Annotated in this window: 14 protein-coding genes; 5 read left to right on the top strand and 9 right to left on the bottom strand. The window is 49.3% G+C overall.

Annotated features, from left to right (window positions below):
• Positions 1 to 39: 39 nt before the first annotated feature.
• Together DVG79_RS12290 and DVG79_RS12285 are read left to right on the top strand one after the other, a co-directional pair.
• The gene (locus DVG79_RS12290) at positions 40 to 225 is read left to right on the top strand and encodes a hypothetical protein (RefSeq protein ID WP_114596980.1); all 186 of its coding nucleotides are present in this window, start codon (positions 40 to 42) and stop codon (positions 223 to 225) included.
• Between the two features lie 117 nt (positions 226 to 342).
• Entirely contained in the window at positions 343 to 1,998 is a 1,656-nt protein-coding gene (locus tag DVG79_RS12285; protein ID WP_158537537.1) for a methyl-accepting chemotaxis protein, read from the top strand.
• A gap of 44 nt (positions 1,999 to 2,042) precedes the next feature.
• On the opposite strand, the gene DVG79_RS12280 is transcribed toward DVG79_RS12285, so the two are convergent.
• Entirely contained in the window at positions 2,043 to 2,567 is a 525-nt protein-coding gene (locus DVG79_RS12280; protein ID WP_158537536.1) for an NUMOD4 domain-containing protein, read from the bottom strand.
• Between the two features lie 138 nt (positions 2,568 to 2,705).
• Between DVG79_RS12280 and DVG79_RS12275 the strand changes: the two genes are divergently transcribed.
• Together DVG79_RS12275 and DVG79_RS12270 are read left to right on the top strand one after the other, a co-directional pair.
• Positions 2,706 to 3,290, top strand: a complete 585-nt coding sequence (locus DVG79_RS12275; protein ID WP_114596977.1) for a DEAD/DEAH box helicase family protein — start codon at positions 2,706 to 2,708, stop codon at positions 3,288 to 3,290.
• The gene (locus tag DVG79_RS12270; RefSeq protein WP_114596976.1) at positions 3,287 to 3,583 is read left to right on the top strand and encodes a hypothetical protein; all 297 of its coding nucleotides are present in this window, start codon (positions 3,287 to 3,289) and stop codon (positions 3,581 to 3,583) included. The genes DVG79_RS12275 and DVG79_RS12270 overlap by 4 nt, the downstream gene beginning before the upstream one ends.
• Before the next feature lie 237 nt (positions 3,584 to 3,820).
• Here DVG79_RS12270 and DVG79_RS12265 read toward each other — a convergent pair whose 3' ends face one another.
• The 6 genes from DVG79_RS12265 to DVG79_RS12240 all read right to left on the bottom strand — a co-directional run bounded on the left by DVG79_RS12265 (position 3,821) and on the right by DVG79_RS12240 (position 9,451).
• Positions 3,821 to 4,150: a hypothetical protein gene (locus DVG79_RS12265; protein WP_114596975.1), complete on the bottom strand. Its 330-nt coding sequence runs from the start codon at positions 4,148 to 4,150 to the stop codon at positions 3,821 to 3,823.
• Positions 4,147 to 5,202: a DNA alkylation repair protein gene (locus DVG79_RS12260; protein ID WP_114596974.1), complete on the bottom strand. Its 1,056-nt coding sequence runs from the start codon at positions 5,200 to 5,202 to the stop codon at positions 4,147 to 4,149. Before DVG79_RS12260 ends, DVG79_RS12265 begins: the two co-directional genes overlap by 4 nt.
• Positions 5,199 to 6,254: a bifunctional transcriptional activator/DNA repair enzyme AdaA gene (locus tag DVG79_RS12255; RefSeq protein ID WP_369835128.1), complete on the bottom strand. Its 1,056-nt coding sequence runs from the start codon at positions 6,252 to 6,254 to the stop codon at positions 5,199 to 5,201. The genes DVG79_RS12260 and DVG79_RS12255 overlap by 4 nt, the downstream gene beginning before the upstream one ends.
• Positions 6,255 to 6,427: 173 nt before the next feature.
• Positions 6,428 to 7,447, bottom strand: coding sequence for a copper resistance D family protein (locus DVG79_RS12250; RefSeq protein ID WP_114596972.1), 1,020 nt, complete (start codon positions 7,445 to 7,447; stop codon positions 6,428 to 6,430).
• The gene (locus DVG79_RS12245) at positions 7,444 to 8,001 is read right to left on the bottom strand and encodes a copper resistance CopC family protein (RefSeq protein ID WP_114596971.1); all 558 of its coding nucleotides are present in this window, start codon (positions 7,999 to 8,001) and stop codon (positions 7,444 to 7,446) included. Before DVG79_RS12245 ends, DVG79_RS12250 begins: the two co-directional genes overlap by 4 nt.
• 70 nt (positions 8,002 to 8,071) lie before the next feature.
• Positions 8,072 to 9,451 carry a copper amine oxidase gene (locus DVG79_RS12240; protein WP_114596970.1) on the bottom strand — a complete coding sequence of 460 codons (1,380 nt, stop codon included), beginning with the start codon at positions 9,449 to 9,451 and terminating at the stop codon, positions 8,072 to 8,074.
• Between the two features lie 259 nt (positions 9,452 to 9,710).
• On the opposite strand from DVG79_RS12240, the gene DVG79_RS12235 reads away from it, so the two are divergent.
• Positions 9,711 to 10,724 carry a hypothetical protein gene (locus tag DVG79_RS12235; protein WP_114596969.1) on the top strand — a complete coding sequence of 338 codons (1,014 nt, stop codon included), beginning with the start codon at positions 9,711 to 9,713 and terminating at the stop codon, positions 10,722 to 10,724.
• A gap of 70 nt (positions 10,725 to 10,794) precedes the next feature.
• Here DVG79_RS12235 and DVG79_RS12230 read toward each other — a convergent pair whose 3' ends face one another.
• Together DVG79_RS12230 and DVG79_RS12225 are read right to left on the bottom strand one after the other, a co-directional pair.
• The gene (locus tag DVG79_RS12230) at positions 10,795 to 11,280 is read right to left on the bottom strand and encodes a FixH family protein (protein WP_114596968.1); all 486 of its coding nucleotides are present in this window, start codon (positions 11,278 to 11,280) and stop codon (positions 10,795 to 10,797) included.
• Entirely contained in the window at positions 11,273 to 12,652 is a 1,380-nt protein-coding gene (locus DVG79_RS12225) for a PepSY-associated TM helix domain-containing protein (protein ID WP_114596967.1), read from the bottom strand. The genes DVG79_RS12230 and DVG79_RS12225 overlap by 8 nt, the downstream gene beginning before the upstream one ends.
• Positions 12,653 to 13,113 lie beyond the last annotated feature (461 nt).

Below are 13,113 nucleotides of genomic sequence, written 5' to 3'. Positions count from 1 at the left end.
AAAGAGACTGTTTCTACTTCATAAGGGGGTAATCGCATCATGGACATGAAAGAGGAAAAAAAGAAAAGCAAGATGCCGTTCTTCGTCATTCTCGTCATCATCATTTTTGTCGCCGTCGCCGCTGCCCTGATTATTTATGTCACATCAGAACCAAAAGAAGAAACCCAACAGCTCTTACAGATGACGACCAGTTTCGTTTCGACTTACCTACCACATGCCAGCTGACAGCAGACATCCTCGGATGTCTTTTTTTGCGGACTGAACCTTTACAAGAACGCTACGTTGCCTTCATAAATTATGCCTCATTCCTTTCCGATAGGAAGCATGGAGGCGATAAAGCGAATGAAGCAACCTACACAGAAAAAAAGATTATTGGCCCAACAATTAAACAACTGGCTGATCCCAATCGTCGCGATGGGTCTGTTACTGATCAGTGCTTTAAGCGTTGAAGAACTCTACCGCGCGTCGACGAAGTCCGTCAGCGAACGGCTTGAACGCGAAATGACGATGCTCGATGCCAATATCCGCTCCATCTACTTGGCGTATCCGGAAGACGAACAGGAACGGACACGCGCCATCAAACGATTAAAAAATCAACAGCTCGCCGATATGGCACGGGACGAGTACGATGCGGCCATTCAGTCGCTCGCAACCAAAAACGTAGCTATCCAACCGTTGGCGTTGACGGCACAACAAAAAAAAGATGTGACGCAACAATTGAAGAAAACACGCGTCATGACGTTTACGAGCAACGACCGGTTTATTCTCGCGATGTCGATTTCGGAAGTGAATGATGTCCTGTTCTTATCGGTCGATCAAGCACGATTGGTCGCACCCGCTAAGGCACTCGCCTTGAAACTCGGTGTGCTCGGAATCGTCGTCCTCTGTTTCGTCAGTCTGTTGATCCGTGCCCGCATTAAAAAGCAACTCGCTCCGCTGTCGGTCTTGTCCTTAAAGATTGAAGAAGCCTATGCACGGCGGACCTATCAGCCGATCAGCATCAAGACGACGACGTTTGAATTACAGCAATTGACGTTTCAATACAACCAACTGATGCAGCAAATCGGGAACTTGACGCAAGAAATTTCGATTGCGAGCGAACGACTGGAGGCAACTCAACCCGGTTTTTCGTCCCAACTCGCATCGATTGATGAATCTATCGTTGACGTCCATCAAGTGGCGACATCGTTGACGGACCAGTCGACGCAGATGGAACAGATCATCATGGAATCCGGCCAACTGTTGACGACCTCGATTGAAGCACTCGCCACGATGGACGAGTCGATCCAAACGAGCCATCAACGGGTCAGCTCCTTTAATGACGAAGCGACGACGAGTCATCGAATCCTCGACTCATTGCAACAGGATACAACGTTGTTACGGACCCTGTCTGTCAACACGTCACAGTCACTGGAAGAAGCGACCGGACGCAATCAACAAATGCATGCCTCGATCCGCTATATCCAGCAGGTGGCGGAAGCGACACGCCGCTTATCGCTCAACGCCCTAATCGAAGCAACACGCGCTGGCGACGAAGGCCGCGGTTTCGTCATCGTCGCCAAAGAGGTCGAGTCACTTGCGCTCGATATCAAGCGGAGTATCGATCACATCAACCAGGCGAACCGGGATTTGACGGCTAGTATCGGGCAAATCGAACAAGATGTTGTCCAGATGACGACCCAAATCGAGACGACACACGAACAACTTGAACAGAGCACCCGCCGGATTGCTTCCGTCCTTGATCATGCCCAACAGATTGAAGCCGCGCTCGTCCAGGTCGAGACGGACCGGACGCTCGTCTATTCGGTCCAACCGCGGATTCGGGAACATTTTCAACTGATTGAAACGATTCTGTTTGAACTGACCCACTACAGTCAGTCACTTGAAGCAAACATGCCGGCCAACAGTGTCCGCCAACAGGAACTGAAACAGCACGGTCACATCATCGGCGAACAAATCGAGTCTCTCAACCGGACGATTGTCGGTCCGTCCCAGTAAAGACAAACAGACCCCGTGCCTCAAGCACAGAGTCTGTTTGTCGTTTAACTAATATATTGAGCTTCCTTTTTGTCGATGATGTTACGGATCCGATTTTCCGTCACCTGATACGCCATCGCTAACCGGCGAATCGACTGTCCTGCTTGATAGCGGTAGCGGATGTCCCGAATCTGTCGTGGCGACAAGTCAATGTGTTGACTCAGTAGCGACTCGAACTCGTCAAGGAGCGATGCATACGCTTGACTCACGGACGGTTTGACCGTCAGATTGTCGATCTGGTCATTCAGTCGATTACCGTCTGCCCGGATAACCCGCTCCTGCACCGCTTCACTATCAATAAATGTTTTCGCGACAAGTTCTCCGACATAATACCGTTCGCCCCGTCCTTGTTTGTATAACGTGACTTTCCGGTAGCCTTCTTGATTGATTCGTGGGCGCAAGACGACACCTTGCCGCCGTTGTTTGACACCCCGACTCGTCTCGATGATCCGGTCGAGCGAGCGGACATTCCCCGCTGTTGAAACCTGATACATCCCTTCATAACCGTCTACCATCTTCCAGTGTTCCATATAATGAATGACCTCCATTCGGTCGAAAAAACAGCAACATTCCCTACTGTCATTATACCATTTAACGAACAAACGTTCTAATATGAACACTTTGTTTTTCTGTGCTAGTATTAACAAAAAAAGGAAGAGGTGCCAGAGATGAAGTTTGTGATGTTACTCGGACCGCAAGCCGTCGGCAAAATGACGATTGGTCAGGAACTCGAACAAAAAACGGGCATGAAATTATTCCACAACCATCAGACGATCGACCTGTTATATCCGTACTTTGACTTTACGAAGCCGGCGCACCATAAGCTGAAGGACTTGATCCGGCGGGAGATGTTTAAGGAGATGGCGGTCAGTGACCTGGAAGGCGTGATCTTTACGTTCTTGTGCCTGTTCGGCGTCGAAGGCGGAGGTATCGAATTCATCGAAGAGACCGTTCAACTGTTTGAAGAAGCCGGTGCCGAAGTCTTCATCGTCGAACTCGAAGCTGCGCTGTCGACCCGTCTTGTCCGGAACCAGACCGAGAACCGCCTACTACATAAGTTTACGAAACGGGACATTGCCGCGTCGGAAGCCAACCTGCTTGAAACAGCCGAACACTACCGGACGCATTCACTTCCGGGGGAACTGCCGTATCCGAATTACTTAAGGCTCGATACCGAGGGACGCTCAGCCGCCGATAGTGCCGACGCCATTTGCCGACACTTTAACTGGTCAACGAATCTGGTCGAACGATGAATCAATCCAAGCAGACGTATTTTCCGGTTTTCTTAACGCTCGGTTTGCTGCTGTTCAATATGCTGACTTCCTACCTGCTGAGCGGACGTTTTTTTCCGAACCTGAGCCTGTGGGTGCCCATCGGTCTCAACGTTTTGGTCGGACTCGGATACATCGTTTCACTGGTGCTTGGTCTCCGGTCGACAAATAACTACGTCAAATGGTTCAGTGTCTTCGCGAACATTGCTTTTTTACTGTCATTATCCGTCATCACCTTTTTGCTGTTACTCGCAAACGGCATCTCAGAACCGTAATCCGTACACGAAAAACCGTCTCTTCAGAAGCACGTTTTCTGAGGAGACGGTTTTATTTTTGCTCATTCAAAAGAATCGTCGACTCCACTCGACTTCTACAGGAAAAGGAAGCGTGCTTCCGTCAGGAACAGGCGAGACCCGGTCGTCCGAGGACGACCGCGGCTTGCGTTCCGCCTGAGAAAAGCGAGTGGAGGAAAGACGATTCTTGGCTTACTTTGTTTCATGATTTTCCTCACTTCAATGCGTCAAGTCACGCCAAAAGACCGGTCCGTCAGCATGAAACCCATTTCGGAGCCAAACCACTGCTTCTCCATCCCGTCCGGTCACGAACGGCAACAACAGCGTCCGCGCCAGATACGCGACGATGACCTTCAATGCTTCTTCGATGTAGCCCGCCCGGTCGGTCGGATCAATTGCGTCATAGCTGAGTTGCTGACCGCTGAACTGAATCGTTGCAATCTGTTGTTGCGTATCCCGTTTCTGCAGTGCCCAAATACAGCCGTCCGCTGTATCGGTTGCCTCAACAGATAACCGGGATGTCGTAAAGTCCGGATGGCGACCGTTCATATTGTTTCCTCCTTCGTGACATCAAACTCCGTCGTCGCATAGGCTTCTCCGTTAATCAGAATCGTCAGCTGGTGCGTACCCGGATAATGAACGCGCGTCGTCAAGTTCCGGAACGACTGCCGTTTCGCAAACGCCTCCCGTCCCGTCACCTGCCGTTCGCTGATCCGGAAGACTTTTTGACTCGTCCCCCGCTTTTTGACATAGTCGATCGCATATTCGATTCGCAACACTTGCGGTTCGGTTGTCGTTACGTGAAAGGAAAAAGCCAGTTCTCCGCCAATTGCCAGTGTCGGTGTGACCGTCAGTTCGTCGACCGTCACCGTTCCCCGCGTAACGAGTCCAAAGGCTTTTAAGACATCCCGGTGGCCTTGTTTCAACAGAGTTCGTGACGCGTGGCGTAAAATCCAATCCGTATGCGGATGCGTTCCGAGCCGCTCCAATCGTTCAATGACGAGTTCCGGATGGGTCTTCGCGATATCATTCAAGTGATTGGCAACACTTTTCCGGACATATAACGCATCGTCTTCGAGCAGTGCATCGAGAATCGGCAAGACCGGTCGCGGATCCGCAATCAGCGATGGAATCATCTGTCCCCACGGTAAACGCGGACGGGTTCCTTCTGACGCCAAGCGCCGGATGTGCTCGTCATTCGAGTGACTCCATTGCGTCGCGACCTCTAAAAATCGTTTTTGATCCGCCAGCAGAAAACGGCGGACAGCGAATTCCGACGTCGAGTGCCGGGTCAACCGTTCCAGTGCTGCCATCGCACGGTCCCAGGCATCACCCGGCGCATAGACTTCAATATAATCCGGGAAAACGATGCCCGGCAGTCCCGGAAACTCCGGAGCGATCGTTTCGAGATGCGTCGCCGCCTGCTCAAAGTCAGCCGGCAAATAACGCTTAAGCTCAGTTGCAATCCGGCGGACCCGTTGTTTAAACGCCAGCTCCTCCCAGTCCCCTTGTTGAACGACGTCTTTAAAGTCCGGTGCCTGCACCGCTTTCCCCAATCGATTCAGCCAGTCATCCGTAAACACATCTTTAATCAAACTCATACGTGATTCAATCCTCTCTTCGTCCGTTCTAATTTTAATAAGGCCGCTTTTCGTGCCAAGCCGCCGGCATATCCACCGAGATCGCCGGTCAAGCGAATCACCCTATGACAGGGAATCAAAATCGCCAGTTGATTGGCGCCGTTTGCCCGGGCGACAGCACGGACAGCAGCCGGATTCCCGACACGGACGGCCAGTTCCTGATAGGAAATCGTCTCACCCGCAGGAATCTGTTGCAACTGTTCCCAGACCTGTCGCTGGAACGGCGTCCCGTACAAAACAAGCGGAAGATCGAATCGGTCGCGTTCGCCGGCAAAGTATGCTTCCAGTTGAACTGTTACCTGCTCGAAGATTGGCGTGTCACCGGGAATGATGACCGCACGGGCTGAGAGCCGCAGGCGTTCGACTTCCCGTTCCAGTCCGCGACGATCGACAAACTCGAGTAAATGCAGTCCTTGCTCATCGGCAATCGCAAGCATCGGTCCGAGTGGCGTGTCGAGCCACTTCGCCTGCAGATACGTTCCGTCCCAGCGTTTCGGTGTCTCGCCCATGATGCGGGCAAAGGCATCGCGGAAGCCGCTGCTTGATTCATAACCACTCGCCAACTGGGCTTCGATGACCGGTTGTCCTTTGCGGATTTCCTTCATCGCCAGTCCCATCCGGCGGGAACGGGCATATTCAACGAACGTCATCCCGAACCGTTTCTTAAACTGCCGCCGGGCGGTCGAGGCATCAAGTCCCAGTTCCCGGAAGTCGGCATCTTTGAACCGCTTTTCAGGACTCGCTTCGACGGCGGCAACCAAGCGGCTGATGACGTCACTGTCACCGGGATAAGCGAGCGGTTTACAGCGTAAACACGGCCGGTACGAAGCGAGTAACGCTTCTTTCGCCGTCTCAAAAAATTCGCAGTTCTGTTGCTTCGGTTTCCGAGCCGGGCAGGTCGGCCGGCAAAAAATCCCCGTCGTCTTGACGCCGACAAAAAATGTCCCCTCGTACGAGGCATCACGACGGACGAGCGCTTCATAATAATCCGTTTCCGGTAAGGTATTCATCACGTGTCCCTCCCCTTCTTTTCCTCAGTATACCGAGTTTCCACTCCTGCATGTCGCCGAAAATCAGGCACGGATATTTTCTTCAGAAAAACTATCTTTTAATTTTTAAAATGATCGCTCTGTCACTTCTCCGGACGCAACAAAGCCACCATTCCCGGATTCCGAAGGTGACTGTGCTAAGGCGTATATACCAATCCAATATAAATGAGGCTGACACCAAGCAGACTGAACAGACTGCCAAGCAGGAACGGCAGGCGTTTCTGATAGGCCAACAGCAACAGTCCGATACTTCCACCGCCTGTTAAGAGAAGAACGATGTTCGACCAAAGAATCGGCTTGACTGCTCCAAGAGTGTTCAAATCCGGCGGTTCCAGATTACTCAAGGTCGCTGTCGCAAAAAAGATACAACCGAGGATCAGACTCTCAAAGCGCAAACCACGCCGCGGATCAAAGGAAGGTTCCTTCTGTAACCGCCGTTTGACGAGTGTCCCGTTAATGAATGCATAACCAAGCAAAGGAATTAACAACAGGTGTTTCCAGAGCAAAGCCTGGCCATACGGGACATTCCAGGCATTGCGGTACTCGCTTAACAGAACACTTTGACGCATCAGGAAGAAGCCGGTCACGATGACTCCTAAAAACGTCAATTGGGCGAACGGACTGAACCAGCGTAAAAACGACAACCAGTGGTTAGAGTCCCGGGCACACCAACCGATGACGAATACGACTCCAACCCACAACGCCATCAGGCTAAAATGACTGGTCTGTAACACAAGCCCCAGCAGGCCATGCTTCGATGCGGCGTGACTGGTTCCGGAAATCCCAAGAAAGAGCGGGATTGTTATACCAAGCAGCAACCACCGTTTGATGAGCAGGATTCGTTTCATGAACACGATGATGAATGCCACGAGTGCTGAAAAATACACCATCAAAAAATACTGACCGATCCGGACTTCAAACAGACCCGCCTGTAACGCTTCACGGAAGGATAAGTCCATCTCCTGCTGAAAATAAGAAACTACACGCCATAACGGAAAGCCGGCTCCTGCAACGATGCTGACGAGTGCTGCACACGCAAGACCATCCAATTGACCGACTGCCGGTTTTTTATCTTCTGAAATAAACAAAAGCAACAGCCGCCCTGCCCAAAGTGCCCCGCCGATATAGATGAGCAGTTCACTGACGATGCCGTTCATGACCGTTTTTGGCGACGGAGCAGGAAGAACGTGATGACGATTGCTAGAACCAAAACAGCCACGAGCCAGGGTAAGAAGGTCGGAAACAGCCCCGGTTCGACGGTTTCTGCGGATTCAGTTGGAACGATACTCGCTTGTTGCGGTTCCGGTGCCGCCGGCTCGACGTCTTTATCGTCAGCAGGATCGGTCGAAGAAACCGTTTCTTTCAAGTCGAATCGAATCGTTCCTTCGACCGGGTGTCCGTCTTCCGAAATCAATGTCCAGCGGATGAGATACGTTCCGCTCTCAAGTTTTTGTTGAACGGCTGCACTCCATTCATTACCGATAATCAAGGGCTTTTCAAGCGGAACCGCGTCACCTTGAGCTGTTTTCAGTTCGACCGTACTGGTTTTTTCAATCGCCGTATCGAAATTCAAACGAATTTTTTCCAAGTCGCCTTGTATGACTTCACCTTCTGACGGATTTGAATTCGTTAGACTCGTGTGAGCTGAGACTGAAAACGGCTGAACGACGAACAAGACCAGAATAAACAGCACAAACCATTTGATCTTCATCGTAAACTCCTCCTTTGACCGAAAATGTGTAGAAAAAGACCCGCTGTTTCCAGCGGGTTCGGTTGTCCGATTAGTGTTGTGAGCGACGTCCGCGAAGTCCGAAGAATCCGAGGATCGAAGCGGCTGCGATTCCAAGTAATGACCAAAGGATACCGTTTGATGTGGATGATTGTGATTCAGCCGTTCCACCAAGACCGGTGTTCGGCATACCGGCCGGTGCGCCTTTGAATTTATCCGGGAACTGATCGACGATTGCTGTCGCTGTTCCTTCACCGACTCCGTACATGTGACCGTATGCTTCACGGATTGCCGGGTACGTTTTGTCGTAGTCTTTTTCATTATAGCTGTTGAAGGCCAGTAACAATTGATCGACGTGGACCTTCAGTCCTTCTTCGAGATCTTTTGATTTCAGGCGACCTTCCGTTGCGGCATCAAGGAAAGCAGCTTGCTCGACACGGTATTCATCCAATTCTTTTACGGCCATGTCACGTGCCTGATCGTCTTTCGCACCTGTCGCTTTCACGTAATCCACAAAGTAGCCGATGTGACTCGACCAGATTTTCTTGAATTGTTGCGCGGCTTCACTGCCGTAGACAGAACCGATTGACGCTGTCAGATCGTCTGTGTTTTCACCAAGTGCTCCTGCTGCCGCATCAAAGTCCTTCGCTCCGTCGATTCCTTTTTGCATCGCAAGGACAGCGAGTGCCGCATGTTCCGAGAAGTTCCGGTTCAATCCGGCACGGAGGTCGGCAGCCGGTGTATCGACTTTCGTATTTTTGAATTTATCCGGATACTGCGTAACGATGGCGCCCGATAATCCTTCTCCGACCATGTACATATGCTCGATCGCTTTTCGCATGTTGCTGTAGGCGGCGTCATAATCACCGGCGACGTAACTGTCGAATGAGGTCAACAATTGCGTAATGTGGACTTTTAATCCGGCTTCTAGATCTGCTGCTTTCAAGCGTCCTTCTGTTGCTTGATCGAGGAAAGCGGCTTGTTCGACGCGGTACTCATCCAGTTCTTTTAACGCTTTTTGTTTAGCGTCTTCATCTTTAGCGCCTGTTGCTTTGACATAATCCACGAAGTAGCCGATATGACTTGACCAAATCTTTTTGAACGCTTCGCCGGCTTCATCCCCGTAGACGGATCCGACTGCTGCCGATAAATCATCCGTATTTTGATTCAACGCAGCGGCTGCTTGATCAAAATCTTTTTTGCCGTCAATACCTTTTTGCATGGCGACGACTGCTAAATAAGCATGTTCAGATAAAAGCTGATCAAGCGTCGCTCGCAAATCCGATGCGGGAGACGAGACATCTAGTGATACTTTGCCCGAGCTGTGGGACATCTTGCTATGATCTTCATGACCATGGGCACTGACGCCTGCTGCTGGAATCAATAATGCGGCACTGAGTGGGACGGCGAGATACGACTTTTTCATCTTCATCTTATGAACACCCCTTTGATTTTTTAAACTACACACAGATAACGTAAGCAGTTCACAAATAGTTTTCTTTTTTCACATTTTTTATAAAAAAATATTTTTCTCTAAAAAATATAAGGCGTTTTGAAAACTTTTCTCTTTAACTATTTTATTTTTTACTGACTCGTTTTTCGAAAGAGCGTCCTTATGTTAGAACAATTTGATTAAACTCTTCTTAAGATCGCTTTTTAAACTATTTTTCATCAGGAACAGGAGTGAACGTATGAAACGAATCATCATTGGAGCGTTACTCGCCTCCGTCTGTCTCTCTCAGTCGGTCGTCTCGGTCGACGCCAAGACAAAACCAAAGAAAAAGGCAGTGACTCAAGTCGATCGGGATCAAAATAAGATTCCGGATTCCTGGCAGAGTAAGTATCATTTAGGGTATGGAAAAACCGTAGCGACGGCCGATCGTGACCGTGACCGTCTGACCAACCTCCAGGAGTATCAATTGCAGTTGAATCCGACCAAAAAAGATACAGACGATGACCGGCTGGCTGACGGGCAAGAAGATGCGGACCGTGATCGCGTGACGAATCAACAAGAGTATCTTGCCAAGCTTAATCCCTTAAAAAAAGATACGGATCAAGACGGGATTTCCGATGCGGCAGAAGATCAAGATGCTGACAGCCTGACGACGAAAGAAGAATTTATTGTCGGCACACAACCGATCCAAGCTGATTCTGATCGGGATGGTCTAAAAGACGGGGAAGAAGATCGAGACAAAGATCAACTGAATAACGAGAACGAATTCGAACTGGGATCAGACCCGACACATGCCGATAGCGATCATGACGGTGTTCGCGATGATCAGGAAGATGCAGATCAGGACGGCGTCCAAAACAGTCAAGAAATCAAACGAATGACGATCAAGTTGACTAATACGAACAAACAAAAATTCGAATGGCGTTACAGCAGTGAACATCACCGGAACGAGTTACGCGTCAAGGATGAAATCGGCATCAAGGATGTTGCTACTTTACGCGAACGATTAACGCTGACTGCCTCGATGACGAAAGAAGAACTTGTAGTACAGGTCTCTCAAGCTTTACAGCTTGCGACGCCAATCAAAAGTCTTCAGGTCGAAGTCAAGTTCGTGAATGGACACGAAATGGAATCAGAAGATGAATCCTCGGATGATGATGGACAATCCGATGATTCTGGAGATGACGACGAGTCGGATGATGATTCAGACGATCAAGGGGATGACCACGGATCTCATGGAGATGATGATTAACTTAATCCATTGCACATGAAAATAGGACGACGGATTTTTATCCATCGTCCTGTTTTGCTGTCTTATTTTTTTAATGATGATGCCCACTGCTTCCACCGGCAGGTTTGGCACCGCCCTGTAAGATTTTTAAATCGTTGGCGGACAGTTGACCGACAATGAATTGCCGTGTCGGCATAATCATCGCTCCGTTACTGCTGGCATGGACCTTGATGTAATACAGACCTTCCTTCGGCAATTTCTTTTCAATCGAGTAAACTCCCGGTTTCGTTTCATCTGCCGGTTCCATACTGTACCGAAGTGTTCCATCTGCTTTCCAGATTTCAAAATGGACATACTCCGCTTCTTTAACTGCTTTTTGATCCTGCCACAGTGTCGCTCCGAATCGGTACTGTTTTTCCTGATCGGCTTTCAGTACTTTCGGAATTTCAAATTTTACCGATAAAGGGATGGCAACAGCGTATTGCTGGGCCGCGTCCGATGTGACCGCACACCCTGCAAGACCGCTACTTGTCACAATCAGTCCACTTAGTAAAATGCCTTTGATTGACTTACGCATTCAAAAACCTCCTTACAGCCGGAATCCGTCGGATGATGAAGAAATCGGCCAGCCAGACAACGATTAACGACAGACCGACCAAAGGGAACAGTATGCCAAGCACAATCAAAACGAGAATAAACCACTTGATTGATTTCGCCGGCGGTCCTTTTGGTGCGCCCATCCCTTTGCCCGGTTTCCGTTTCAACCATAAATAGAATCCGCTGACCGCGACTAAAATGATTCCGAGACAAATCGCTAAACTGATCAATTGATTGATCAGACCAAATTCCGTTCCTTTGTGCAAGGTAATCCCGAGCGCGACCGCTTTACCGACAAAACCATAGTTATCAAAACGATAATCTGCCAAGACGGCTCCGGAATATTGATCAAGATGGATTGTGGCTTCCTTTTCTGCTTTCGCAGGATACGCCGACAACGTATAGACGCCTGTCGGATCACTTGGAATACTGATGGCATAACTCGGATCCATACCTTGTTGTTTCGCAATCGACACGATATCGTCAATCGACGCCGGTACAAGCCCCTCGACGTTTGATTTCGGCACGTCGAGTGTTTCCGCTGCCCACGGGACTTCTGCGACATCTTTTGTTTGAACAGCTGACACCGGTGCCTCGCCTCCCCAAATCGATGGCGGATATCCAAGCCCTTGGTTTGTAGCGACAGATTGAAAACTTGTTCCCCAAAAGCCGGACCACGGCAGTCCCGTCAAAATCAGGAATAACATCCCGGCTGTAATCCAAAATGCCGGTACAGCATGCAAATCACGTCGGAAGATTTTTTTCCCTTGGCGTAGTCGTGGAATCAAGACACCGGACCACCCGGTTGATTTTTTACGCGGGAACCACAAAAATAGCCCCGTTACGATTAAGACAATCGCCCAACAGGCAACAAGTTCAACGATCCGGTCCCCAATCGTCCCGGCCATCAGTTCGCCGTGGATTTCTTCGACTTTATTCATGATCCGGTCATCATCCGCCAGTTCGCCGATAATTTTTCCGGTGTACGGATTGATAAAGACCGTCGACGAGGCCTCTTCCGTCGCAATCTTCACTTCACTCGACCGCGCATCGGTTTCTCCGGGGCGGTACTTCGTAATACTTGCGTCCGGATAGTTTGCTTTGACAGCATTGATTTGTGCCGTCGCTGAAATCCGGTTTTCTTGCGGTGTCACTTCATAATACTTCTGATATAAAACATTCTCGATTTGTGGTTTGAATAAGTAAATCGATCCCGTCACGGCAAGCATGACAAGAAATGGTGCAAAAATCAGTCCGGCATAAAAGTGCCAGCGCCAAACCGTCCGGTAAAATGATGATGCGGAACGGTTTTCCGTTTTCTGTTCTGTTCCCCTCGTCTCGAGTTGATTCATGTTCAATCCCCGCTTCTTCGTTAAGTAGATGTTCTCATGACAATATGTAGGATGAGTTATGATGGCACACGTGTTGTCATGAGTCTGCTGTCTTATTCTACGTTTTCTTTTCTCTCCCCACTCCTTCAGTGATTTCAGTTTGCCGTACATCCGTGAAAAATATGTCCAGCTTGTGAACGCTCATTAAGTATAAGCGGTTACACAATTCGCGGACCGCTGACACTATGGCGATTTTTTGCCAATCCGGTGATATCTCTGCGTGTTAATTAAGTAGTTGATTCGTTAAATTCCACACAATGATTTCGTACATATAATAGGAAAACACTTAATTTCTTTGCAAGTTAGCTAAATGATTTTGAATTTTTTTCATATTTTTTAATCTTTTTTAAATCCAATTCCAATCCGGGCGCGTATGCTGTTCAGAACGATGCAGACAACAACTACCAAATATACAAAAACAA

The organism is Exiguobacterium sp. RIT594, assembly GCF_003339585.1.
Lineage (GTDB): Bacteria > Bacillota > Bacilli > Exiguobacteriales > Exiguobacteriaceae > Exiguobacterium_A.
This window is presented reverse-complemented; position numbering and strand designations above follow the sequence as displayed.

What these genes read in the sequence shown, in the direction of transcription:
- DVG79_RS12290 (WP_114596980.1), top strand. Translation starts at nt 40, where the DNA reads ATGGACATGAAAGAGGAAAAAAAGAAAAGCAAGATGCCGTTCTTCGTC.
- DVG79_RS12285 (WP_158537537.1), top strand. Translation starts at nt 343, where the DNA reads ATGAAGCAACCTACACAGAAAAAAAGATTATTGGCCCAACAATTAAAC.
- DVG79_RS12280 (WP_158537536.1), bottom strand. Translation starts at nt 2,567, where the DNA reads ATGGAACACTGGAAGATGGTAGACGGTTATGAAGGGATGTATCAGGTT.
- DVG79_RS12275 (WP_114596977.1), top strand. Translation starts at nt 2,706, where the DNA reads ATGAAGTTTGTGATGTTACTCGGACCGCAAGCCGTCGGCAAAATGACG.
- DVG79_RS12270 (WP_114596976.1), top strand. Translation starts at nt 3,287, where the DNA reads ATGAATCAATCCAAGCAGACGTATTTTCCGGTTTTCTTAACGCTCGGT.
- DVG79_RS12265 (WP_114596975.1), bottom strand. Translation starts at nt 4,150, where the DNA reads ATGAACGGTCGCCATCCGGACTTTACGACATCCCGGTTATCTGTTGAG.
- DVG79_RS12260 (WP_114596974.1), bottom strand. Translation starts at nt 5,202, where the DNA reads ATGAGTTTGATTAAAGATGTGTTTACGGATGACTGGCTGAATCGATTG.
- DVG79_RS12250 (WP_114596972.1), bottom strand. Translation starts at nt 7,447, where the DNA reads ATGAACGGCATCGTCAGTGAACTGCTCATCTATATCGGCGGGGCACTT.
- DVG79_RS12245 (WP_114596971.1), bottom strand. Translation starts at nt 8,001, where the DNA reads ATGAAGATCAAATGGTTTGTGCTGTTTATTCTGGTCTTGTTCGTCGTT.
- DVG79_RS12240 (WP_114596970.1), bottom strand. Translation starts at nt 9,451, where the DNA reads ATGAAGATGAAAAAGTCGTATCTCGCCGTCCCACTCAGTGCCGCATTA.
- DVG79_RS12235 (WP_114596969.1), top strand. Translation starts at nt 9,711, where the DNA reads ATGAAACGAATCATCATTGGAGCGTTACTCGCCTCCGTCTGTCTCTCT.
- DVG79_RS12230 (WP_114596968.1), bottom strand. Translation starts at nt 11,280, where the DNA reads ATGCGTAAGTCAATCAAAGGCATTTTACTAAGTGGACTGATTGTGACA.
- DVG79_RS12225 (WP_114596967.1), bottom strand. Translation starts at nt 12,652, where the DNA reads ATGAATCAACTCGAGACGAGGGGAACAGAACAGAAAACGGAAAACCGT.